Raw genomic sequence first — 22,507 nt, forward strand, 5'->3', positions numbered from 1 at the left:
ACGCGCGCAGGGCCCCTGGAGGCCCTGCGCGCGTTCTGCTCAGCCCGTGGGGCGCTGCGCGCCCATCCCGTTCGCGACGAGCAGCTCGTCGACCTCGCTGCGGCGGTAGCGGCGGTGCCCACCCAGGGTGCGGACCGCGGTGAGCTTGCCGGCGTTCGCCCACCGGGTCACCGTCTTGGGGTCCACCCGGAACCGGGCGGCCACCTCACCGGGGGTCAGGAGTGTCTCCTCGCGATGATTCTCGTCCATGGTGCACCTCAGTTCCGTCACGGCCCGGGCCGGCTCACCCGCCAGATGACTCACGCTAACGCGCCCGATTCGGGCGAAATGCGGACGAAGGTCCCATGTCCCCCAGGGAGCTCGGGTCCCCGGCCGGGCCGGCAGAGTGAGCGGCCGCACGTGCGCTGGATGGTCGAACCCACGCTCGACCATGTACCGTGGGCACCACGAACCATGACCACATAAATGGGGCCGCACTGACACCGTCGGTGCCTGCCCCTCTTCTACGTTGGAGGGGGTCGACGCCATGGGGCGCGGCCGTCAGAAGGCCAAGCAGACGAAGGTCGCTCGCCGGCTGAAGTACTACAGCCCGGAGACCGACTACCAGGCTCTCGAGAGAGAGCTGGCGTCTCAGAGCCATGACCGGGACATGCACGACTTCGAGATCCCCTCCGCAGAGGATGACGACGACTGGCGTCTCCGCTCGGACTAGGTGCACCGTCGCCCACGGCGACGGCGTGACAGCGATCCTCAGGTCGCCGCTCCCCACGGGGACGCGGCGACCTGAGCTGATCGCGGCTGTCAGCTGCGGTAGCTGCCGTGCATGCGCACGGCTCCGCCACGCATGCCCTTGGTGCCGGTGACGACGTCGCCGTCGCTGTCGGTGAGGCGCTCCACCGTGCCCAGCGGCCACGCGTCGATGCCGGCCGCACGCGCCGTCCGGACCGCCTGCTCCGCCGCGGACGGGGCGAGGACCGCCACCATGCCGACACCGAGGTTGAGCGTCTGCTCGAGGTCGGGCCACTCGACCGGACCGAGGCGACGCACGACGTCGAAGACGGCCGGCACCTGCCAGGAGCCCCGCTCGACGTGGCCGACGAGCCCGGCTGGCAGCACGCGGGCGAGGTTCGCCGCGAGCCCTCCGCCGGTGACGTGCGAGAGGGCGTGCAGCCCGTCGTCTTCCGCGAGCTCCAGGCACAGCCGCGTGTACAGCCGGGTGGGCTCGAGGAGCTCCTCCCCGACGGTGCGCCCGAGCTCGGGGACCTCGCGCTCGAGGGACCAGCCGCTCACCTCGAGGACGCGGCGGACGAGGGAGTAGCCGTTGGCGTGCAGGCCGGAGGAGGCGAGCGCGACGAGGACGTCGCCCTCGGCCACCCGCTCGGGGCCCAGCACGCGGTCGGCCTCGACGACGCCCGTCGCGGCGCCTGCGACGTCGTACTCGTCGGGGCCCAGGAGGCCGGGGTGCTCGGCCGTCTCCCCGCCCACGAGGGCGGTGCCGGTCAGGGCGCAGGCCTCGGCGATGCCGCGGACGATGGCGGCGATCCGCTCGGGCACGACCCGCCCGCAGGCGATGTAGTCCGTCATGACGAGCGGGCGGGCCCCCACGACGACGATGTCGTCGACGACCATGCCGACGAGGTCGTGGCCGATGGTGTCGTGGACGTCCATCGCCTGGGCGATGGCGACCTTGGTGCCGACGCCGTCGGTGGAGGTGGCGAGAAGCGGACGGCGGTACTCGCGCAGCGCGGAGGCGTCGTAGAGCCCGGCGAAGCCGCCGGCGCCACCGACGACCTCGGGTCCGTGGGTGGCGCGCAGCGCACCCTTCATGAGCTCGACGGCGCGGTCACCCGCCTCCGTGTCGACGCCGGCCGCGGCGTAGCTGATAGGGGTGCGGTTCTCGGTGCTCACTACGCTCCAGCGATCGTCAGGGACCCCGGGTGCCGGGGCGGGAGGACCTGGTAGTCATGCCGCTCGGTCGAGACCTCGGCGTCCTCGACCGGCACGGGGTACTCGCCGGTGAAGCAGGCGGTGCACAGCCGCGTGCGGGGCACGGCGGTAGCCTCGATCATCCCGTCCGTGGAGATGTACCCGAGGCTGTCGGCGCCGAGGGAGGCACGAATCTCCTCGATGCTCATGCCGTTGGCGATGAGCTCGGCGCGCGTGGCGAAGTCGATGCCGTAGAAGCAGGGCCACTTCACCGGCGGGGAGGAGATGCGGACGTGGATCTCCGCGGCCCCGGCCTCACGCAGCATGCGGACGAGGGCGCGCTGGGTGTTGCCGCGGACGATGGAGTCGTCGACGACGACGAGCCGCTTGCCGGCAATGACCTCGCGCAGCGGGTTGAGCTTGAGCTTGATGCCGAGCTGGCGGATCGTGTCTGTCGGCTGGATGAAGGTGCGCCCGACGTAGGCGTTCTTCACCAGCCCCTGCGCGAAGGGGATGCCGGAGGCCTGCGCGTAGCCGATGGCGGCGGGCGTCCCGGAGTCGGGGGTGGGGATGACGAGGTCCGCGTCGACGGGGTGCTCGCGGGCCAGCACCCGGCCCATCTCGCTGCGCGCCGCGTTGACCGAGCGTCCGGCGATCTGCGTGTCCGGCCGGGCGAGGTAGACGTACTCGAAGACGCAGCCGCGCGGGCTGGGCTCGGCGAAGTGCTGCGAGCGCAGCCCGTCCTCGTCGACGACGACGAGCTCGCCGGGCTCGATCTCCCGCACGAAGGTGGCCCCCACGATGTCGAGGGCCGCGGTCTCCGAGGCGATGGCCCAGCCGCGCTGCAGCCGGCCCAGCACGAGGGGCCGGAAGCCGTGCGGGTCGCGGGCGGCGTAGAGGGAGTGCTCGTCCATGAAGACGAGCGAGAAGGCGCCCTCGAGGAGCGGCAGCACGCTCATCGCCGTCGCCTCGAGCGACCCGGAGCCCTCACCGGCGGTCCCGGAGAGGAGGGCGGTGATGACGGCGGTGTCGGTGGAGCTGCCCCGCCCGAGCTCGCCGGACAGGTCCGTGCCCGACTGCTCGCGCACGAGCTCCATGAGCCGGCGCGTGTTGGTGAGGTTGCCGTTGTGGCCGAGCGCGACCGTGCCGCTGCCTGCCGGGCCGAGGGTGGGCTGGGCGTTCTCCCACGCGCTGGCCCCCGTCGTCGCGTAGCGCACGTGTCCGACGGCGATGTGTCCCCGCAGCGCGGACAGCGTCCGGTCGTCGAAGACCTGGGAGACGAGGCCCATGTCCTTGTAGACGAGGAGCTGCTCACCGTTGCTCGTCGCGATGCCGGCCGACTCCTGCCCGCGGTGCTGCAGCGCGTAGATGCCGAAGTACGTGAGGCGGGCGACCTCCTCCCCGGGCGCCCAGACCCCGAAGACCCCGCACTCGTCCTGGGGCGGGGCCTCCCCCGGGAGCAGGTCGTGACTCAGCCGTCCGTCTCCGCGTCGCACGTGTGCCATGGTCCCACACACTCGCGCGCGTGGGCGGGTGCAGTCAGACGGGTGAGAACCGCACCGTCCGCCCGGGGACGTCCACCGCGTCCAGCCGCACGGTCACCTGCTCGCCGAGCGGCAGCCCGGGAGCCCGGACGGACGCCTCGACGGCGGGCTCGGCGATGACGACGGTGCCGCGCACGCCGTCGTCGTCCTCGTCGACCTCGACGACGACGCCACGGAACTCCTCCCCGACCCTGCTCTCGAGGACGAGGGCCTCGACGGCGTCGACGGCGCCCCGCTCGTAGCGCCCGGCCCGCTGGGTGGTGCGGGCCATGACCCGGGGCAGCTCGGGCAGCGCGGCGTGCACCCACCCGGGGACGGGCTCCCCGGCGCAGACGGCGCGGCAGACCTCGAGGCCGGCGCGGTCGACGAGGCGGCGCAGCGGCGCGGTGACGTGGGCGTAGTGGGCGGCGATGGCGGCGTGGCGGGTGTCGCCGCCCTCGTCCTGACCGAGGACGGCGTAGCCGGCGCCGCGGAAGAGGGTGGTCGCCTCGGTGAGGAAGGCGGCGTGGGCTGGGACGGCGGAGTCGAGGGTGGGAAGGAGGTCCTGGTAGGACACGTCCTCGGGCCACGCGATGCCGAGGCCGCGCGCGGTGCGGCGCAGGCGGGCGAGGTCGCGCGGGTCAGCGGGCGGCAGGGTGCGCAGGATGCCCACGCCGGCGCCGCGCATGAGCTCGGCGGCACAGATTCCGGTGAGGAGGGAGATCTGGGCGTTCCACTCCTCCGCGGGCGAGGTGGCGCGGAAGGCGAGGGCGTAGCCGCCGTCGCGGGCCACGACCTCTTGCTCGGGGATCTCGAGGGAGACGCCGCCGCGTGCCCGCTCCTGGGCGAGGCGCAGCTCGCCGAGCCGGCGCAGCAGCCCGGGCAGGGTGGGCGGGACGGCGGGGTCGCTGCCGCCGTCGACGACGTCCTGGATCTGGCCGTAGGTGAGCTGCGCACGGCTGCGGACCAGGGCCCGGCGCACGAAGGCTTCGCGGACCGTTCCGTCGGCGTCGAGCGCGATGCGCCACAGGTAGGCAGGGCGGTCCTCGCCCGGCAGGAGGCTGGCGGCGCCGGCGCTGAGGACCTCGGGGTGCAGGGGCGTGGAGCCGGTGGGGCCGTAGACGGTGACGCCCCGCGCGTGGACGGCGGCGTCGAGGGCGCCGCCGGGCGTGACGAAGGAGGCGAGGTCGGCGATGGCGTAGTGGACGAGGAACCCCTCGCCGTCCTCCTCGAGGTGGACGGCCTGGTCGAGGTCGCGGGAGCCGGGCGGGTCGACCGTGACGAGGGGCAGGTCGCGCGCGTCCGGCAGGTCGGGCAGCGGGCGCCGGGCGGCTTCCTGCGCCTCGGACAGTGCCGCGGGCGGGAGGTCGACGGGGATGTCGAGCTCGGCGCGGAGCCGGTCGAGGGACTGCGCGACGCGCGCGGGCGGGGCCGGCAGGTGGAGCTGGCGGGTGGGCACGCCGCGCTCAGTCCCGGCCACGGCGGCGCAGGGATCGGCGGTCGGCGACGAGTGCCCAGGTAAGGCCCGCGAAGACGCCCGCGGTACCGAGGGCCAGGAGCAGGAGGAGGAACAGGGTGCCGCGCGCGAGACCCGAACCGCCCACCGGGAGGAAGGTGAGGGCGAGGGAGAGGAGCGCGCCGAGGATGAAGCCGAGGAGGCCGAACCGTCCGTAGCGGGGGGCGCGCCGCACCCGGCTCGGGTCGGCGACATCGATCGCCCGGGCGACGGGAGCGTCCTCGGCGGGCGGTCCGGCGGGCGAGGCGGTGTCCGCGGGGGGCGCGACGTCGGCCGCGGGAGGTGCGGCGGGGTCGGGTGATGCGGCGGGGGCGGGCTCGGGCGTGCTCACGCGGTCAAACGTACCCCGCTGCGCGCGCTCTCCCCCGCGCTACCGGGTGATGAGCGGGAGCACGCCGGAGAGGTCGGCGCGGATCCCGGAGGCCCTCACCGCGCCGGACCTGCGCGCCTCGTCCCAGGAGAGGCGGCCGGTCGCCATGCGCAGCCACGTCTGCATGTCGGTCTCCACGACGTTGGGCGGGGTGCCGCGCGTGTGCCGCGGTCCGGCGATGGCCTGGACCGCCGCGGCGGGTGGCACCCGCACCTCGACGGAGTTGCCGGGCGAGCCCACCGCGAGCTCCTCGAGGGTGAAGCGGACCGCTGTGCGGACGACGGCGGCCGGCACCTGCTCCCCGGCGTCCTCGGCGGCGCGCCACTGCCGCAGTGCCGCCATGCCCTCGCCGGGGTCGATGCGTCGTCGTGCCACGGTGACACCGTAGCCGGGGATCAGCGGCCGGCGAGCGCAGCTCGGACGGCCTCGAGAATGTCCCGGTCGGTGACGTCGTACCCGGGGTCCCCGCCTCCCGGACCGGAGGGGCCGCCGTCGCGGATATGCCGCCGTGCCGAGAGGTGGACCGCGTCGACCCCGGCGTCCCCGAGCGCGGGCACGTCCTCGGGTCGCAGGCCACCGCCCGCCATCACCTGCACGCGCCCGCCGGCCGCCTCGACCATCCGGCGCAGGGTGGGAACGCCGTCGGCGACGGTCGGCGCGCCACCGGAGGTGAGGACGCGCGTGAACCCGAGACTGGCGAGGTCGTCCAGGGCGGCGGCCGGGTCGGGAAGCACGTCGACGCAGCGGTGGGCGGTCACCTCCAGGCCCTCGGCGGCGTACTGCAGCGCCTCGAGGGCGTGCCTGTCGAGCGTGTCCTTCGCCGTGAGGGCGCCGACGACGACGCCCGCGGCGCCGGCGTCGACGAGGGCCTCGATGTCCCGCACCATGAGCGAGACCTCGGTCGCCGAGTACCGGAAGCCCCCGGGGCGGGGACGGACGAGGACGTGCACGGGGACGCCGGTGGCGACCACGGCCTCGACCATGGCGATGCTGGGGGTGAGCCCACCGACATCGAGCGCCGAGCACAGCTCGACGCGGTCCGCGCCCGTGTCCCGGGCCAGCGCGGCCCCGCTCGCGTCCTGGACCGCGACCTCCACCTGCAGCTCACCCATGCGTCAACGATCCCGCATGCGGCGGGCGGGCGCCGCACGCGCCGGCGTGACGGCGGCCTCAGCGCGGGCTCACGCCCCGGCCGGCTCGACGCGGAGCGTGGCCGCGCGGGCCTCCTCGCTGCGCGTGGGGTCGATCGAGGAGCGCGGCGCGTGGGCGTACTTGCGCTCGAGCTCCTCGTCGACGCGGTCCTGGACGGGGTCGTCCGCGAGGACGTAGGTCATGTGGACCGTCTCGCGCGGGAGGTCCAGCGCCGCGTCCCGGTCGCGCTCCGCGACGGCGCCGTCGCCCAGGGCGATCGCCACCGGGCGACCGGACAGCGCGTGCCGGTACCACCACGAGCCGGCGCCGTAGGCCGACCGCAGATAGGGCACGCCGTCGACGACCATCGCCCAGATCGGCGTCGCGACCGGCTGACCGCCGGCCCTCGTCGTCACCACGGCCACGACCTCGGTGCGGTCGAGGTGGTCCCTCACGTCCTCGAAGCTCATGACAGACCGAACCGCGGGAACCCCGAAGGTGTTCCCGCGGCTCGGTGAGGGCTGGGTCAGATGACGCCCTGGGCGAGCATGGCGTCGGCGACCTTGGTGAAGCCGGCGATGTTCGCGCCGACGATGTAGTCACCCGGACGTCCGTACTCGTCGGCGGTGGCAGCGCAGCGGGCGTGGACGTCACGCATGATGTCGGCGAGCCGCTCCTCGGTGTACTCGAAGGTCCACGAGTCCCGGCTGGCGTTCTGCTGCATCTCGAGGGCGGAGGTCGCGACGCCACCGGCGTTGGCGGCCTTGCCCGGCCCGAAGAGCGTGCCGGCCTCCTGGAACAGCCGCAGCGCCTCGGGGGTGGTGGGCATGTTGGCGCCCTCGGCGACAGCCACCACGCCGTTCTTCAGCAGCGCGCGCGCGGCGTCCTCGCCCAGCTCGTTCTGGGTGGCGCAGGGCAGCGCGACGTCGGCCGGCACGTCCCAGATGGAGCCGCCGGTGACGAGACGGGCGCCGGGACGACGGTCGACGTAGTCCTTGGCGCGGCCGCGCTCGACGAGCTTGACCTCCTTGAGGAGCTCGAGGTCGATGCCCGCCTCGTCGACGACGTAGCCGGAGGAGTCGGAGAACGCGACTGCCGTGGCGCCGAGCTGCGTGGCCTTTTCCATCGCGAAGATCGCGACGTTGCCCGAGCCGGAGACGGTGACCTTGCGGCCGTCGAGGCTCTGGCCCTTCGTCGCGAGCATCTCGTTGGCGAACAGGACGGTGCCGTAGCCGGTGGCCTCGGTGCGCACGAGCGACCCGCCCCAGCTGATGCCCTTGCCGGTGAGGACACCGGACTCGTAGCGGTTGGTGATCCGCTTGTACTGGCCGAAGAGGTAGCCGATCTCCCGCTGGCCCACGCCGATGTCACCGGCGGGAACGTCGGTGTACTCCCCCAGGTGGCGGTAGAGCTCGGTCATGAAGGACTGGCAGAAGCGCATGATCTCGTGCTGGCTGCGGCCGCGGGGGTCGAAGTCCGAGCCACCCTTACCGCCGCCGATCGGCATGCCGGAGAGGGCGTTCTTGAAGATCTGCTCGAAGCCAAGGAACTTGACGATGCCGAGGTACACCGAGGGGTGGAAGCGCAGCCCGCCCTTGTACGGGCCGAGGGCGGAGTTGTACTCCACGCGGAAGCCGCGGTTGATGCGCACGCGGCCGGCGTCGTCGACCCACGGGACGCGGAAGATGATCTGCCGCTCGGGCTCGCACAGGCGCTCGAGCACGGCCGCGTCCACGTAGCGGGGGTTCTTGCGCAGGACGGGGCCCAGGGAGTCGAAGACCTCGCGGACGGCCTGGTGGAACTCGGCCTCGCCGGGGTTGCGGCGAAGCACCTCCTCGTAGGCGTGCTCGAGCTGCTGTTCCATGGACCACTCCTTCATCTCAGGCGTACAGGGCCCGGCGGGGGCGCCGGGGGTGGTGCTCAGCCGAAGTAGGCGGGCAGGGTCGCCGTGGCGGCCTCCCGCAGCTCGCTGAGCGGCAACGTGCCGATACCCTCGATGTCGAGCACGGGACGGCCCTCGTGGGACTCGGGGCCGGTGTCGTCTGTGGTGCCGATGCGCAGGAGCGCGACGCCGCGGGCGGTGCACAGGTCCTGGAGGTGGACCTCCTGGCTGCGCGGGACGGAGACGACGGCGCGTGCCCCGCTCTCGGAGAACAGGGCGGTGGCGAGGTCGACGCCGTCGCGCTCGCACAGCGCGGTGAGGTCGACGTGGGCACCGACGTCGAAGCGCAGGCACGAGTCGACGAGCGCCTGGAGCAGGCCGCCGGCCGACAGGTCGTGCGCGGACTCGACGATGCGGTCGCGGGAGACGTTGACGAGCACCTCCGCGAGCCGGCGCTCGGCCGCGAGGTCGACGGCGGGGGGCCGCCCACCGAGGTGTCCGTGGACGACGTCGGCCCACGCGGAGCCGGACAGCTCCTCGGCCGTGGTGCCGAGCACGTAGACGGCGCGCCCCGGTGCCGTCCAGCCCGAGCGGGTAGCGCGGGTGACGTCGTCGATCACGCCGAGGACCCCGACGACGGGGGTCGGGTTGATCGAGGAGTCGACGAGGCCGGGCTCGCCCGTGCCGTTGTACAGGGAGACGTTGCCACCGGTGACCGGCACGCCGAGCTCCCGGCAGGCGTCGGCCAGGCCGGTGATGGCCTGGACGAGCTGCCACATGGCGTCCGGGTCCTCGGGGGAGCCGAAGTTCAGGCAGTCGGTGACGGCGGTGGGCTGGGCGCCCACGGTCGCGACGTTCCGGTAGGCCTCGGCGAGCGCCTGCTGGGCCCCGGTGTAGGGGTCGAGCTTGGTGAAGCGGCCGTTGGCGTCGGTGCTGATCGCCACGCCCAGCCCGGTGGCCTCGTCGACGCGGACCACGCCGGCGTCGTCCGGCTGGGCGAGCGCGGTGTTGCCCTGGACGTAGCGGTCGTACTGGTCGGTGACCCACGACTTGCTCGCGAGGTTCGGGGAGGCGACCAGGCGCAGCGCCTGCTCGCGCAGCTCCTCGGGCGCGGCGGGGCGGGGCAGCCGCTCGGCGTCGTCGGCGTTGAGCGCGTCCTGCCAGGAGGGGCGCGCGTACGGGCGGTCGTAGACGGGACCGTCGTGGGCGACGGTGCGCGGGTCGACGTCCACGATCCGCTCACCGTGGTGGTCGATGACGAGGCGGCCGGTGTCGGTGACCTCACCGATGACGGAGGCCTCGACGTTCCAGCGGCCGGTGATCGCGAGGAACTCCTCGAGCCGGTCGGGCCGCACGACGGCCATCATCCGCTCCTGCGACTCCGACATGAGGATCTCCCCGGCCGTCAGCTCCTCGCGGAGCAGGACGTTCTCGAGGTGGACGTGCATGCCGCCGTCGCCGTTGGAGGCGAGCTCGGAGGTGGCGCAGGAGATGCCGGCCGCACCGAGGTCCTGGATGCCCTCGACGACGCCGGCCGCGAAGAGCTCGAGGCAGCACTCGATGAGGACCTTCTCCATGAAGGGGTCACCGACCTGGACGGCGGGGCGCTTCGTGGGCCCCTCGCCGGTGAAGGTCTCGCTCGCGAGGATCGAGGCGCCGCCGATGCCGTCGCCGCCGGTCCGAGCGCCGAAGAGGATCACCTGGTTGCCGACGCCGGAGGCGTTGGCAAGGTGGATGTCCTCGTGTCGCAGCACGCCCACGGCCAGGGCGTTGACGAGCGGGTTGGTCTGGTAGGAGGCGTCGAACTCGGTCTCACCGCCGATGTTCGGCAGGCCCAGGCAGTTGCCGTAGAAGCTGATGCCGGAGACGACGCCGTGGACGACGCGCGCGGTGTCGGGGTGGTCGATCGCCCCGAAGCGCAGCTGGTCCATGACGGCCACGGGTCGCGCGCCCATCGAGATGATGTCGCGGACGATGCCGCCGACGCCGGTCGCAGCGCCCTGGTGCGGCTCGACGAAGCTCGGGTGGTTGTGCGACTCGACCTTGAAGGTCACCGCCCAGCCGTCGCCGATGTCGACGACGCCGGCGTTCTCACCGATCCCGACGAGCAGGTGCTCGCGCATCGCCTCGGTGGTCTTCTCACCGAACTGGCGCAGGTGGGTCTTGGAGGACTTGTACGAGCAGTGCTCGGACCACATGACCGAGTACATGGCGAGCTCGGCTGCTGTGGGTCGACGACCGAGGATCTCCACGATCCCCGCGTACTCGTCATCCTTCAGGCCCAGGTCCCGGTAGGGAAGGGTGACGTCCGGCGTGGCCGCGGCGTGCGCGACGGTGTCGGACCGCTGCTCGTCAGACATCGGTGCCCCGTAATAGGACGGTAAAGGCATGCACGGCGGACAATCTACAGGCCCGGCGGGCGGGCGGCGGAAGCGGCCATCAGGCGGACCTGGCGCCTTGGCGGGGGCCGTGGTGCTCCACAGGGCCGGTCCGCGGCGGTGCCGTCCACAGCCTGAGCGGCACCTTTCGGCGCTGTGTCGCGGAAATGTCAGTGGTCGCTCCTACCCTGGAGACATGTCCAGCACCGACGCGACCGGCCCCGGCGCACCGCCCGCGGTGGCGCTGAGCGCGGCCGACGTCGGCGCGATGAGGCGGCTGCTCGAGCGGTTGGACCCGGGGCTGCGGGTCGTGGAGGGGGCCGACGCCCAGCGGCCCGGCCTCAGCGAGGCCGAGTGCATCGACCTCCTGCGTGAGCTGGAGGACCTCAAGGCCGCGGCGGCCGGCGCGCAGGCGGCGGTCACTGCGCACCTGTCGCGGCTGCGGCTGGACGCCGAGCAGGGGGCCGGGGTCGCGGCGGACCGCCGCGGCAGGGGCCTGGCGAGCGAGGTGGCCCTTGCGCGCCGCCTCTCCCCGCACCACGGCGGCCGGCACCTCGGCATGGCGCGGGCGCTGCGGGAGGACATGCCCTGCACCCTGGCGGCGCTGCGCCGGGGCGAGCTCAGCGAGTGGCGGGCCACCCTCCTCGTGCGGGAAAGCATCTGCCTCGGGGCCGAGGAGCGCCGCGCGCTGGACGCCGAGCTGTGGCAGGACCCGGCCCGCGTGGCCGGGATGGGCGACCGGCAGCTCGTCGCCGAGGCGAAGCGCGTCGCCTACCGGCTCGACCCCCACAGCGTCGTGGACCGTGCCGCCCGGGCGGAGCGCGAGCGCTTCGTCGGTATCCGTCCCGCCCCGGACACGATGGCCTACCTCACCGCCCTCCTGCCGGTCGCCCAGGCGGTGGCCGCCCACGCGTCGCTCGGCGCCGCGGCGGACTCCGCACGCGCAGCCGGGGACGAGCGCGGGCGGGGGCGGGGGCAGATCATGGCCGACGCCCTCGTCGCGCGGCTCACCGGCAGCGACGCCGAGGTGCCCGCTCGGGTACATCTCCAGCTCGTCATGACGGACCAGTCGCTGGCGGGCGGCGACGAGCCCGCCTCCGTGCCCGAGCACGGCACCGTCCCCGCCGGCTGGGCCCGCGAGCTCCTGCGCCGGGCGCTGGCCGACGAGGGTGGCTGCGGGGTGTGGGTCCGCCGCCTCCTCACCGACCCGGTGGGCCACCTCGTCGCCATGGAGTCCCGCGCCCGCCATGCACCGCCCGGCCTCGCGCACTACATCGCCACCCGGGACGCCGGCCGGTGCCGTACCCCGCACTGCGACGCGCCGGTGCGGCACATCGACCACGTCGTCGACCACGCCAAGGGAGGGGCCACGGACGAGGCGAACCTCGGCGGCCGGTGCGAGCGGTGCAACCAGGACAAGGCCGCGCCCGGCTGGCGCTCGCTGCCGCTGGGCCGAGGCGATCCGAGCGCTCCGCGGGCCGGGCCCCTCATCCGGACCCGCACGCCCACCGGGCACGTCCACACCTCGCCACCGCCGCGGCTCCCGCACGCGGGATGAGACTCCTCAGCTCGGTCTGCGCGGCACCACTCGACGCGTGCCACGTCGGTCCACTGCGCACCCGGCAGACCGGGGCACGGTGGCTCCGGGAGCCGCACGGTGGGCGGTGTGTCCCGCGCGGGCGCCGGCAGGGGGGGATGGCGGCCCCGCGCGGGAGTCTGTCAGCCGAGCCGCTCCGGCAGGGCTCGGCGGCGGCGCTGGAGCACCTCGGCCTCCTCCTGGCGGGCACGCTCGACGCCCGACGCGATCGGCGCGCGCAGGTGCTCGGGGGTGTAGCCAAAGGCGTCGACGAGGTCGACGGCGTGGGGCCGCAGCCGGGTGAGCAGCCGGTTGATGTAGCCGGTCACCACCCGGGCGCGCTGAGCGGTGAGCCGGCCGTTGACGAGGTACCAGGCGAGGTTGCGCTCGATGCGCTCCAAGCCGTAGAGGTCGCGCAGCCAGGTGAGAACCTGACGCGTGGTCCCGGCGGGCACCTGGTCGAGCGCCGCGGTGAAGGCCTCCCACTGGAGGAGCTCCGCATGGGCACGGGCGGCGCCGATGAGGGCGTCCTGGTGCTCGTTGAAGACGGCGGCGGCCTTCTCCGGGGGAGCGTCCTTGACCTCACGCAGCGCGCCGGCGATCTCGGCGATCATCGTCTCGACGCGGTCCTCGAGCAGCTCGCGCTGCGCCTCGGGGTCGCGCAGCTGGCCGGCGGACCGGGCCTTGGAGCCGGAGTCGAGCACCGACTGCGCGGCCCGCCGCAGCGGGGTGCGGTGCAGGGCCATGTCGCCCGCTCGGGCGGCGACGAAGCGGGCTGCCCCCGCGATGTCGATCTTCGCCATCGACCGGCCGTAGTCGGTGAGGAGCCGCTTGCCCACGAGCTGGAGCAGGACGTTGTTGTCCCCCTCGAAGGTCGCGTAGACGTCGAAGTCCTGCCGCCAGGTGACGAGCCGGTTCTCGGCCATGTACCCGGCGCCGCCGCAGGCCTCACGCGACTCCTGGATCGCCTCCAGCGCCAGCCACGTCGACGTCGGCTTGAAGGCGGCCGCGAGCGTCTCGAGGTCCTGGCGCGACTCGTCGTCGTCGTGCTCGCCGTTGAAGACCTGGTGGAAGCGCTCGAGGAGGACACCCTGGGAGAAGGCTGCGGCGTAGGTCCGCGCGAGGAGCGGGAGGAGTCGGCGCTGGTGGCGCTGGTAGTCGAGGAGGGTGACCTCGCGGTGCTCGTCGGCGCCGGTGAACTGGCGCCGCTCGTCGCCGTAGCGGACCGCGATCGCCAGCGCCGCCTTGCTCACGCCCACGGCCGCCCCGCCGAGGGAGACGCGCCCCTGGACGAGGGTCCCGAGCATGGTGAAGAAGCGGCGCCCCTTGCTCTCGATCGGCGAGGAGTAGCTGCCGTCCGGGGCCACGTCGCCGTAGCGGCGCAGGAGGTTGTCGCGGGGGACGCGGACGTGCTCGAACCACAGCTGGCCGTTGTCGACACCGTTGAGCCCGCCCTTGGCGCCGTCGTCCTTGCCACCGATCCCCGGCAGGAAGCGCAGCTCGCCGTCCTCGTCGCGCTCGCGGATGGGCACGTAGAAGGCGTGGACGCCGTGGTTGCGGCCCTGCGTGTAGAGCTGGGCGAAGACGACGGCGGCGACGCCGTGCACCGCGGCGTTGCCGATGTACTCCTTGCGCGCCGAGGGGAACGGCGTGTGGAGGACGAACTCCTCGGTGGCGGGGTCGTAGGTGGCGGTCGTGGCGATCGAGGCGACGTCCGAGCCGTGCCCCACCTCGGTCATCGCGAAGCAGCCGGGCACCTCGAGCTGCATGATCGGAGGCAGCAGCCGCGCGTGCTGCTCGGGCACGCCGAGGTGCTGGACGGCAGAGCCGAACAGCCCCCACTGCACGCCGCCCTTGATCTGGAGGGACGGGTCGGACAGGAAGAGCTCCTCGAACCCGGCGAGGTTGCCACCCGGGTCTCCCCCGCCGCCGAGCTCCTTCGGGAAGCCGCGCAGCACGTCGCTGCGGCGCACGAGCTCGCGCAGCTGCCACATCACCCGCTCGCGGTGCTCGGCGACGGTCTGGTCGGGCAGACGTTGGAAGTCCGGCTCGAGCGCGAGGTCGCGCGACGCGCGGCGCTGCTCGCGCCAGCGGCCGTCGAGCGCGTCCGCAACGGCTCGCCGGTCGAAGGCCTCGCCGGGGGTGACGGCGGTGTCCGGGCTCATCGCCGACGTCGCGGTCGTGACGGACACCGGCTGGGCGGCGTCGGACTCGTCGGGCAGGTCGGGTGCCACCGGGCGGGCGGAACGCTCGCGGTGGGCGGCGTCGTCCTCGCGGTGGGTGGTCGTGGTAGTCATGACGGGTCTCCGATCGCGTCGTCGGTCTCGGTGCGGGTGCTGGCATTGCGGGAGCGCCGGGCGACGCCCATCGCCCCCGTCCACAGCCAGTCGGTGATGTGGGCCGCGAGCGCCGCGCGGTCCAGGGTGGCGATGCCGCCCTCGACGGCGGGGGCGCCGTCCTCGGCCCGGGCGTCGGCGGGGTTCTCGGGGGTGAGGCCGCGGGCGGCGATCCAGCGTTCGGCGACGCTGCGGACGTGGCCGACGACGCCCGCTCCCCACAGGGCGGCGAGCGCGTGGTCCTCCGACGCCGCCCCACCGCCGTGACGGAGCACGGGCAGCAGCGCCTCAGCGACGATGTCCTCGATCTCCGCGACGAAGCCGCGCAGGGCGCCCGCGGTGGCGGTGGCCTCCGGCTGGGTGACGAAGGCGTAGACCCCGGCGGAGGACTCGACGATGCCGAGGTAGACGTCGACCATGGCGGCGATGCGGTCCCGGGGGCGGGTCACCCGCTCGCTCACCTCGCCCAGCGCGCCGCGGAGGTCCTCGATGACGGCGGCGCCCACGGCGCCCTGCAGGCCCGACTTGTCACTGAAGTAGCGGTAGACGATCGACTTCGAGGTGCCGATCTCCGCGGCGAGGTCGTCCATCGACAGGTCCGGCCCGCGGTGGTGCACCGCCCGGCGGGCCGCACGCACGAGCTCGGCGCGCCGCGAGCTGCGGTGCGCGGCCCAGCGGGCGTCACGACCGTCCACGCGGTCCTCGGCAGGTGTGCTCGGCATCACGGAACCGAGAGTATCAGGTACTCTGAGTTTCACGATGGCCAGGGACCTTCGTCCCCTCCCGATCCGAAGGAACAACGCCGTGACCTCATCCATCCGCCCGGCAGTCGTCGTCGGGGCGAACCGCATCCCCTTCGCCCGCGCCGGTGGCCGCTACGCCGCGTCGTCCAACAAGGACATGCTCACCGCCGCCCTCGAGGGGCTCGTCGCGCGCTTCGGCCTCGCCGGCGAACGCCTCGACGAGGTGAGCGCGGGCGCCGTCCTCAAGCACTCGCGCGACTTCAACCTCACCCGCGAGGTGGTGCTCGGCTCCTCCCTCGACCCTCACACCCCCGCCTACGACGTCCAGCGCGCTTGCGCCACGGGCCTGGAGGCGATCGTCGGGGTGAGCAACAAGATCGCCCTCGGGCAGGTCGAGGTGGGCGTCGGCGGTGGCGTCGACTCCGCCTCCGACGCCCCGATCGTCGTCTCGGACCGCCTGCGGCGCACCATCCTGCGCGCCTCCCGCGCCAAGAGTCTCCCCGAGCGCCTCAAGGTCCTCGCCGCGATCCGGCCGAGGGACCTCGCGCCGGTGGCCCCCGACACCGCCGAGCCGCGCACGGGGCTGAGCATGGGCCAGCACCAGGCCATCACCACCGAGCGCTGGGGCATCACCCGCGAGCAGCAGGACGAGCTCGCGCTGCGCTCCCACCAGAACCTCGCCGCCGCCTACGACCGCGGCTTTTTCGACGACCTCCTCACCCCCTACCGCGGAGTCACCCGCGACGAGTTCCTCCGCGCCGACACCTCGATGGAGAAGCTCGGCACGCTCCGCACCGCCTTCACCGCCCCGGGCAGCGACAACCCGACGATGACGGCGGGCAACTCCACGCCGCTGTCCGACGGCGCCTCCGCCGTGCTGCTCGCCACCGAGGAGTGGGCTGCCGAGCGTGGTCTGCCCGCCCTGGCGCGCGTCGTCGACGCCCAGACGGCGGCGGTCGACTTCACCAGCGGCGCCGAGGGCCTCCTCATGGGCGGCTGCTACGCCGTACCGCGCCTGCTCGAGCGCCACGGGCTCACGCTCGAGGACTTCGACTTCGTCGAGATCCACGAGGCCTTCGCCGGCACCGTCCTCTCCACGCTCGCCGCGTGGAACGACACCGAGTTCTGCCGTGAGCGCCTGGGCCGCGGGCCGCTCGGCACCGTGGCGTCGGACCGCCTCAACGTCACCGGCTCCTCCCTCGCCGCCGGGCACCCCTTCGGTGCCACCGGCGGGCGGATCGTCGGCACGCTCGCCAAGCTCCTGGCTGAGAAGAAGGCCGCGACCGGTGCACCCGTCCGCGGGCTCATCTCCGTCTGCGCCGCCGGTGGGCAGGCCACCGCGATGATTCTGGAGGCGTGATGAGCGACCGCTACCTCGACCTCGTCTCCGGCGGCCCCGGCAAGTCCGCGGCCAAGAAGCTCGGGCTGCCCCAGCCCGTCCGCCTGCGCCGCACCGACCCCGGCAGCGTCGACCAGCCGCTCGTGCCGGGCCCCGTCCTCGTCCTCGACGACGGCGCCTCGCTGCCCGCCGCCGACGAGCTCGCCGAGACCCTCCTCGGCTGGGACCTCGACGTCCGGCGCGACCCCCAGGAGCTGGCCAGGGGCCGGCGCTGGGGCGCCGTCGTCCTCGTCCTCACCGAGGCGGCCTCACCGGCGGCGCTCGCCGGCCCCGCCCTCGCGCTCGGCGGCGTGCTGCGCCGCCTCGCTCCCGGGGGCCGGGTCGTCACCGTGTCGCGCCGCGCCAACGACGCGAGCGAGCCCGCCGTCGTCGCTGTCCGGCAGGGGGTGGACGGCTTCCTGCGTTCCCTCGCCAAGGAGCTGCGCGCCGGGGCGACCGGCAACGGCGTCGTCCTGGGCCGGGACGTGCCGGTGAGCGCGCCGTCGGCGGTCGGTGCCGTGCGCTTCTTCCTCTCGGCCCGCTCCGCCTTTGTCGACGGCCAGCTGCTCCACGTCACCTCCGCCGACGGCGTGCCCCCGGCGGACTGGACCCGTCCCCTCGAGGGGATGGTCGCCGTCGTCACCGGTGCCGCCCGCGGCATCGGCGCGGCGATCGTCTCGGTCCTCGCCCGGGACGGCGCCCGCGTCGTCGGCGTGGACGTCCCGGCCGCCGGCGAGGCGCTGAGCCGGGTGATGAACGAGGTCCGCGGCAGTGCGCTGCAGCTCGACATCACCGCGGGGGACGCCGCCGAGCGGATCCTCGCGCACGTGCGGGAGCGCTACGGGCGCCTCGACGTCGTCGTCCACAACGCCGGCATCCTGCGTGACAAGCTGCTCGCCAACATGACCGACGACCGCTGGAACGACCTCCTCGCCGTCAACGTCCTCGCCCCGCTGCGGATGAACGAGACCTTCGCCGAGGAGCTCGGCGCGGGCGGGCGGATCATCTCCCTCGCCTCGACCTCCGGGATCGCCGGCAACCGTGGCCAGACGAACTACGCGGCCGCCAAGGCCGGGATCATCGGGATGACGCGCGCCCTCGCGCCGGTCGTCGCCGCGAGCGGCGCCACGGCCAACGCCGTCGCTCCAGGGTTCATCGAGACCGACATGACCGCGAAGATCCCTCCGGTCCCGAGGCAGGTGGCCCGCCGGGCGAACTCCTTGCAGCAGGGCGGCCAGCCGGTGGACGTCGCCGAGGCCATCGCCTTCCTCGCCTCCCCGCAGGCCGGTGGGGTCAACGGGCAGACGCTGCGGGTGTGCGGCCAGAACCTGGTGGGGCAGTGATGCGCGAGCAGCGCCTCGAGCCGGTCCCCAGCCTCGGCTCGCTGTACTCACGCGCCCTGGCGGCCACGGCGCGCACGACGATGCGCCGCGGCCCGGTGGCCGACCGCCTCCCGGACGTCGCCTACGTCGCCGGCGGTCTGCGCGCCGACCCCGCCACCCTCTCGGCCTACCAGGAGCTCCTCGGGGAGCCGGGCACCGACGAGCTGCCCGCCGGTTACGTCCACGTGCTCGCCTTCCCGCTCGCCATGGCGCTCATGGTCCGGCCGGACTTCCCCCTCCCGGTGCTCGGCATGGTCCACACGGCCAACCGGGTGGTCCAGCACCGGCCGGTGCTGCTCGGCGAGGAGCTGAGCGCGCGGGCCGAGGCCCGCTCCCCGCGGGCGCACCGCAAGGGCACGCTCGTCGACCTCGTCGTCACGGTGGAGGTCGGCGAGGAGACGGTCTGGGAGGGCGTGTCGACCTACCTGGCCCGCGGCATCCGCCTGCCGGGTGCGGCCGAGGAGGCGCCGTCGTCGCCCGCCGAGGAGGAGGCCGGGGGTGGTGTCGTCGCCGTGTGGTCGCTGGGCGCGGACACCGGCAAGCGCTACGCGGAGGTGTCCGGCGACCGCAACCCCATCCACGTGTCCCGCCTCGGGGCCCGGGCCTTCGGCTTCCCGCGGCCCATCGCGCACGGGATGTACACCGCCTCGCGGGCGCTGGCCCAGCTGGCCCGCTTCCGCGGGGACGCCTTCACCTGGGAGGTTGAGTTCGCGGGGCCGGTGCTGCTGCCGGGAAAGGTCGCGCTGAGCGTCGACCCGGCCGGTGACGGCGTGCGCTACGCCGGCCACCACCCGAGGTCAGGCCGCCTGCATCTCAGCGGGACGCTCACCCCGCGCACCTGACGGTGCGGCGCCGGTCCCTGCCGGCCGGCGCCGCCCGAGCGCGACCGCCATCGCGACGAGGATGAAGCCCGCGCCGGCCCACGCGACCGGCGAGACCGCCTCGCCGTAGACCGCGGCCCCCAGGAGCATGGCGACGACGACCTCCCAGTAGGACAGCGCCGAGAGCTCCACCGAGCGCAGGTGCGTGCCCGCGACGACGAGCAGCCCGAGCGCGAGGAGGCCGCACACGACGAAGAAGATGCCGGCCCACACCCAGTTCTCCGCCGTCATCCCTGACATGTCCGGGCGCGTGATGGCGACCATCCCGGCGGCTCCGAGGGCGCCGAAGGTGAAGTTCCAGAAGTTGCGGACGTCCGCCGGCATGTCCGCGCGGTAGCGGTAGCACAGCAGCGCCGCGCCGTAGAGCACGCCGGACGCGGCGGCGAGGACGTCACCGAGGAGCTGGTCACCCGTGGGGGCGGCCGGGGCGTCGACCAGGCCGGTGGCGAGCACCATCCCGGCGAAGCTGAGACCGAGGGAGGCGAGCTCGATACCCCGGGCCCGCTCCTTGAGGATGACGCGCGCGAGGACGGTCGCGATGACCGGGCCCAGGTAGTGGAGGGCGACGGCGCGGGAGAGCACGGTGAGGACCGTCGCCGAGAGGTAGGTGGCCAGGGACAGGCCGAGGAAGACGCCTCCGAGGACGACCGACCACGAGACGCGGGTGCGGCGCAGCACCGACAGGCGACGGCCCGCGGTGAGGATGACGACCATCCCCAGAGCGCCCACGGCCATCCGCCCGAGGGTGAGCGTCTCACCGATGACGGCCCCGGGCGGGGAGGCGAGCCGTCCGAAGACGCCGGCCAGACCCATGGCGGTGGCCGAGGCGATGATCGCGGTGACGCCGAGCCGGCGGCGCATCCGCGGGACGGCGCGGCGGGGGGTGGGCGCGGGGGCGCGGAGGGGGGTGTCGACAGCCAGGGCCAACGGGACTCCTCGGGATGACGGGCGCGCGCGGGCGCGCGTGAGCAGGGACCGTTCCCCGCTCTGTCATCGGACCTGAGAGTTTTCTGCGGGCATGGTGCCCGCACTTCCCCGTCGGTGAGCCCGGAGGGCTGCTTTCCAGAGGTGCCTCGCCGTGGCGGTATGGGGGCCTGAGAGTTTCCGGGGAGGTTGCTCCTTCGGCGCCCGCCTGCGCGGGTCTCTCCCGCCGCGAGTCGAAGGCTGTGAAGTTGTCGGGACAAGTCTCTCACACGGCCTGGTCCGCCCCCGACGGTAGCCTCCACAGCCCCGTCCACAGGCTGCGGGCGCTCCCTGTGTGTATGTGCACAACCCTGTGGACACGGCCTGTGGACAGATGGCCGCCCGATGACCGCCGGGGGAACACGCGCCCGCCTGCGGCGGACCTGGGAGGATGCCCCCATGAGGATCGCAGTGCCGCGAGAGGTCATGGACTCCGAGGGCCGCGTGGCCATCACCCCCTCGGGGGTGCACGAGCTCGTCCGCCACGGCCACGAGGTGGGCGTGGAGACCGGCGCCGGGACGTCCGCGTCCATCGCCGATGCCGACTTCACGGCGGCCGGCGCCACCGTGCTCCCCGACGCCGCCACCGCATGGGACTTCGCCGAGCTCGTGCTCAAGGTCAAGGAGCCGGTCCCCGAGGAGTACCCGCTGCTCCGCCGGGGGCAGACTCTGTTCACCTACCTTCACCTCGCGGCCGACCGGCCGCTCACCGAGGAGCTCGTGCGCCGCCGCGTCACGTCCGTCGCCTACGAGACCGTCGAGCTGCCCGACCGCTCCCTGCCCCTCCTCGCACCGATGAGCGAGATCGCCGGCCGGCTCGCGCCGCAGGTGGGCGCCCACAGCCTGATGAGCGCCCAGGGTGGCCGCGGGGTGCTGCTGGGCGGGGTGTCGGGGGTGTACTCGGCCCGGGTCGTCGTCATCGGCGCCGGGGTGGCCGGGATGAACGCCGCCGCGATGGCGGTGGGGATGCACGCGGACGTCGTCCTCATGGACCGTGACGTGGGCCGGCTGCGCCGGGCCGACGCCCTCTACCGCGGCCGCTGCCAGACCGTCATGTCCAACGCCTACGAGATCGAGCGGGCCATCACCGAGGCGGACCTCGTCATCGGTGCCGTGCTGCTCCCCGGGGCGCGCACGCCCCGCCTCGTGACGAACGAGCAGATCGCGACGATGAAGCCCGGCTCCGTCGTCGTGGACATCTCCGTGGACCAGGGCGGCTGCTTCGCCGACTCCCGGCCCACCACGCACTCCGACCCGACCTACCGCGTGCACGACACGCTGTTCTACTGCGTGAGCAACATGCCCGGCGCGGTGTCCCACACCTCCACCTACGCGCTGACCAACGTCACCGTCCCCTACGCGCTCGCGCTGGCGAACAGCGGCTGGCGCGAGGCGATGCGGGCCGACCCCGCGCTGGCCCTGGGCCTGGCCACCCACGACGGCGCGCTCGTCTCCGCCCCGGTGGCCCAGGCGCACGGGATGGAGCACACGCCGCTGGAGGCGGTCCTCGCCTGACTCAGGCGCTGACGAGGACCCCGAGGACGGAGGCGAAGATCGCCAGGCCGTCGGTGCCACCGCCGGAGTCCGGGCCGAAGCCCGGCTCGACGGCGTGCTCCGGGTGTGGCATGAGACCCACGACGTTGCCCGCCGCGTTGCTGATGCCGGCGATGTCGTGGAGCGAGCCGTTGGGGTTGTGGCCCTCGTAGCGGAAGACCACGCGCCCCTCCCCCTCGAGCTCGGCGAGCGTGCGCTCGTCCGCGACGAACCCGCCCTCACCGTTCTTCAGCGGGATGGTGATCGTCTGGCCCACCGAGTAGCCGGTGGTCCAGGCCGTGTCGTTGTTCTCCACGCGCAGCTGCTGGTCGCGGCACACGAAGCGCTGGGCCTCGTTGCGGATGAGCGCACCGGGCAGCAGGTGCGCCTCGCACAGGATCTGGAAGCCGTTGCAGATACCGAGCACCGGCAGGCCGCGGCCGGCCGCCTCGACGACGGCCGTCATCACCGGCGCGAAGCTCGCGATCGCGCCGCAGCGCAGGTAGTCGCCGTAGGAGAAGCCACCGGGCAGGACGACGGCGTCGACCCCGCGGAGGTCCTCGTCGGCGTGCCACAGCGCCACCGGCTCACCGCCGGCCAGGCGCACCGCCCGCTGCGCGTCACGCTCGTCGAGGGAGCCGGGGAAGGTGACGACGCCGACGCGTGCACCCTCGGCCCGCGGCTGGGGCTCGGGGACGTCGAGGCGGTGCATCAGACGCTCCGGGCGTCGTCGGCCGCAGCGACGCGGACGACGTCCTCGATGACCGGGTTGGACAGCAGCAGCTCGGCGGCACGGCGGGCCTGGTCGAGCGCGGCGTCGTCGACCTCGCCCTCGACCTCCAGCTCGAAGCGCTTGCCCTGCCGGACCGCGACGAAACCGTCCAGTCCGAGCCGGGGCAGCGCTCCGGCTACCGCCTTGCCCTGCGGGTCGAGAATTTCGGGCTTGGGCATGACCTCGACGACGATGCGTCCCATGGTGACTCCTGCTC

The 22,507-nt window shown here is 73.9% G+C and carries 21 protein-coding genes and 1 riboswitch; of the genes, 6 read left to right on the top strand and 15 right to left on the bottom strand.

Annotation, left to right across the window (positions count from 1 at the left end):
* Nucleotides 1-39: 39 nt before the first annotated feature.
* Nucleotides 40-249 (bottom strand): BldC family transcriptional regulator, encoded by a 210-nt coding sequence (locus M3148_RS04855; protein ID WP_251303561.1) that lies wholly within the window; start codon nucleotides 247-249, stop codon nucleotides 40-42.
* A 277-nt stretch (nucleotides 250-526) separates the two neighbouring features.
* Here M3148_RS04855 and M3148_RS04860 point away from each other — a divergent pair, with 277 nt between their 5' ends.
* Nucleotides 527-712: a DUF3073 domain-containing protein gene (locus M3148_RS04860; RefSeq protein ID WP_110853207.1), complete on the top strand. Its 186-nt coding sequence runs from the start codon at nucleotides 527-529 to the stop codon at nucleotides 710-712.
* Between the two features lie 89 nt (nucleotides 713-801).
* Here the strand turns inward: M3148_RS04860 and purM are convergent, their stop codons facing one another.
* From purM to purL, 9 genes are all read right to left on the bottom strand, one after another.
* Nucleotides 802-1,908, bottom strand: coding sequence for a phosphoribosylformylglycinamidine cyclo-ligase (gene purM / locus M3148_RS04865; RefSeq protein WP_251303562.1), 1,107 nt, complete (start codon nucleotides 1,906-1,908; stop codon nucleotides 802-804).
* Nucleotides 1,908-3,422 carry an amidophosphoribosyltransferase gene (gene purF / locus M3148_RS04870; RefSeq protein ID WP_251303563.1) on the bottom strand — a complete coding sequence of 505 codons (1,515 nt, stop codon included), beginning with the start codon at nucleotides 3,420-3,422 and terminating at the stop codon, nucleotides 1,908-1,910. The genes purM and purF overlap by 1 nt, the downstream gene beginning before the upstream one ends.
* Before the next feature lie 43 nt (nucleotides 3,423-3,465).
* Nucleotides 3,466-4,908 carry an RNB domain-containing ribonuclease gene (locus M3148_RS04875; RefSeq protein ID WP_251303564.1) on the bottom strand — a complete coding sequence of 481 codons (1,443 nt, stop codon included), beginning with the start codon at nucleotides 4,906-4,908 and terminating at the stop codon, nucleotides 3,466-3,468.
* A 7-nt stretch (nucleotides 4,909-4,915) separates the two neighbouring features.
* Nucleotides 4,916-5,296, bottom strand: a complete 381-nt coding sequence (locus M3148_RS04880; protein WP_251303565.1) for a histidine kinase — start codon at nucleotides 5,294-5,296, stop codon at nucleotides 4,916-4,918.
* A 39-nt stretch (nucleotides 5,297-5,335) separates the two neighbouring features.
* Nucleotides 5,336-5,677, bottom strand: a complete 342-nt coding sequence (locus tag M3148_RS04885) for a sterol carrier family protein (protein ID WP_285883367.1) — start codon at nucleotides 5,675-5,677, stop codon at nucleotides 5,336-5,338.
* 53 nt (nucleotides 5,678-5,730) lie between these two features.
* On the bottom strand, nucleotides 5,731-6,447 hold the full coding sequence (locus M3148_RS04890) for a copper homeostasis protein CutC (RefSeq protein ID WP_251303567.1): 717 nt from the start codon (nucleotides 6,445-6,447) through the stop codon (nucleotides 5,731-5,733).
* Nucleotides 6,448-6,516: 69 nt separating this feature from the next.
* Nucleotides 6,517-6,936 carry a DUF2255 family protein gene (locus tag M3148_RS04895; protein WP_251303568.1) on the bottom strand — a complete coding sequence of 140 codons (420 nt, stop codon included), beginning with the start codon at nucleotides 6,934-6,936 and terminating at the stop codon, nucleotides 6,517-6,519.
* A 56-nt stretch (nucleotides 6,937-6,992) separates the two neighbouring features.
* Entirely contained in the window at nucleotides 6,993-8,330 is a 1,338-nt protein-coding gene (gdhA, locus tag M3148_RS04900) for an NADP-specific glutamate dehydrogenase (protein ID WP_251303569.1), read from the bottom strand.
* A gap of 56 nt (nucleotides 8,331-8,386) precedes the next feature.
* Complete coding sequence (gene purL, locus M3148_RS04905) at nucleotides 8,387-10,708, bottom strand: phosphoribosylformylglycinamidine synthase subunit PurL (RefSeq protein ID WP_251303570.1); 2,322 nt, start codon at nucleotides 10,706-10,708, stop codon at nucleotides 8,387-8,389.
* 214 nt (nucleotides 10,709-10,922) lie between these two features.
* On the opposite strand from purL, the gene M3148_RS04910 reads away from it, so the two are divergent.
* Nucleotides 10,923-12,284 carry an HNH endonuclease gene (locus tag M3148_RS04910; RefSeq protein ID WP_251303571.1) on the top strand — a complete coding sequence of 454 codons (1,362 nt, stop codon included), beginning with the start codon at nucleotides 10,923-10,925 and terminating at the stop codon, nucleotides 12,282-12,284.
* Nucleotides 12,285-12,445: 161 nt separating this feature from the next.
* On the opposite strand, the gene M3148_RS04915 is transcribed toward M3148_RS04910, so the two are convergent.
* Together M3148_RS04915 and M3148_RS04920 are read right to left on the bottom strand one after the other, a co-directional pair.
* Nucleotides 12,446-14,599: an acyl-CoA dehydrogenase family protein gene (locus tag M3148_RS04915; protein WP_440136899.1), complete on the bottom strand. Its 2,154-nt coding sequence runs from the start codon at nucleotides 14,597-14,599 to the stop codon at nucleotides 12,446-12,448.
* The gene (locus M3148_RS04920) at nucleotides 14,596-15,360 is read right to left on the bottom strand and encodes a TetR/AcrR family transcriptional regulator (RefSeq protein WP_251303572.1); all 765 of its coding nucleotides are present in this window, start codon (nucleotides 15,358-15,360) and stop codon (nucleotides 14,596-14,598) included. Before M3148_RS04920 ends, M3148_RS04915 begins: the two co-directional genes overlap by 4 nt.
* Before the next feature lie 37 nt (nucleotides 15,361-15,397).
* Between M3148_RS04920 and M3148_RS04925 the strand changes: the two genes are divergently transcribed.
* Genes M3148_RS04925 through M3148_RS04935 form a run of 3 tightly spaced genes read left to right on the top strand, consistent with a single transcriptional unit; the run spans nucleotide 15,398 to nucleotide 18,983 of the window.
* On the top strand, nucleotides 15,398-16,741 hold the full coding sequence (locus tag M3148_RS04925) for an acetyl-CoA C-acetyltransferase (RefSeq protein WP_251303573.1): 1,344 nt from the start codon (nucleotides 15,398-15,400) through the stop codon (nucleotides 16,739-16,741).
* Entirely contained in the window at nucleotides 16,741-18,102 is a 1,362-nt protein-coding gene (locus M3148_RS04930) for a 3-oxoacyl-ACP reductase (protein ID WP_251303574.1), read from the top strand. Before M3148_RS04925 ends, M3148_RS04930 begins: the two co-directional genes overlap by 1 nt.
* Nucleotides 18,102-18,983 (top strand): MaoC/PaaZ C-terminal domain-containing protein, encoded by an 882-nt coding sequence (locus tag M3148_RS04935; RefSeq protein WP_251303575.1) that lies wholly within the window; start codon nucleotides 18,102-18,104, stop codon nucleotides 18,981-18,983. The genes M3148_RS04930 and M3148_RS04935 overlap by 1 nt, the downstream gene beginning before the upstream one ends.
* Here M3148_RS04935 and M3148_RS04940 read toward each other — a convergent pair.
* Nucleotides 18,939-19,949: a DMT family transporter gene (locus M3148_RS04940; protein ID WP_251303576.1), complete on the bottom strand. Its 1,011-nt coding sequence runs from the start codon at nucleotides 19,947-19,949 to the stop codon at nucleotides 18,939-18,941. The genes M3148_RS04935 and M3148_RS04940 overlap by 45 nt on opposite strands.
* Before the next feature lie 145 nt (nucleotides 19,950-20,094).
* Nucleotides 20,095-20,182: riboswitch (glycine riboswitch) on the bottom strand.
* A 202-nt stretch (nucleotides 20,183-20,384) separates the two neighbouring features.
* Here M3148_RS04940 and ald point away from each other — a divergent pair.
* Nucleotides 20,385-21,500, top strand: a complete 1,116-nt coding sequence (gene ald, locus M3148_RS04945) for an alanine dehydrogenase (RefSeq protein ID WP_251303577.1) — start codon at nucleotides 20,385-20,387, stop codon at nucleotides 21,498-21,500.
* Between the two features lies 1 nt (nucleotide 21,501).
* Here the strand turns inward: ald and purQ are convergent, their stop codons facing one another.
* Complete coding sequence (gene purQ / locus M3148_RS04950; protein WP_251303578.1) at nucleotides 21,502-22,230, bottom strand: phosphoribosylformylglycinamidine synthase subunit PurQ; 729 nt, start codon at nucleotides 22,228-22,230, stop codon at nucleotides 21,502-21,504.
* Entirely contained in the window at nucleotides 22,230-22,493 is a 264-nt protein-coding gene (purS, locus tag M3148_RS04955) for a phosphoribosylformylglycinamidine synthase subunit PurS (protein ID WP_251303579.1), read from the bottom strand. Before purS ends, purQ begins: the two co-directional genes overlap by 1 nt.
* Nucleotides 22,494-22,507: the final 14 nt, after the last annotated feature.

It is taken from the genome of Georgenia satyanarayanai (assembly GCF_023715365.1).
In the GTDB taxonomy this organism is placed as follows: Bacteria; Actinomycetota; Actinomycetes; order Actinomycetales; family Actinomycetaceae; genus Oceanitalea; species Oceanitalea satyanarayanai_B.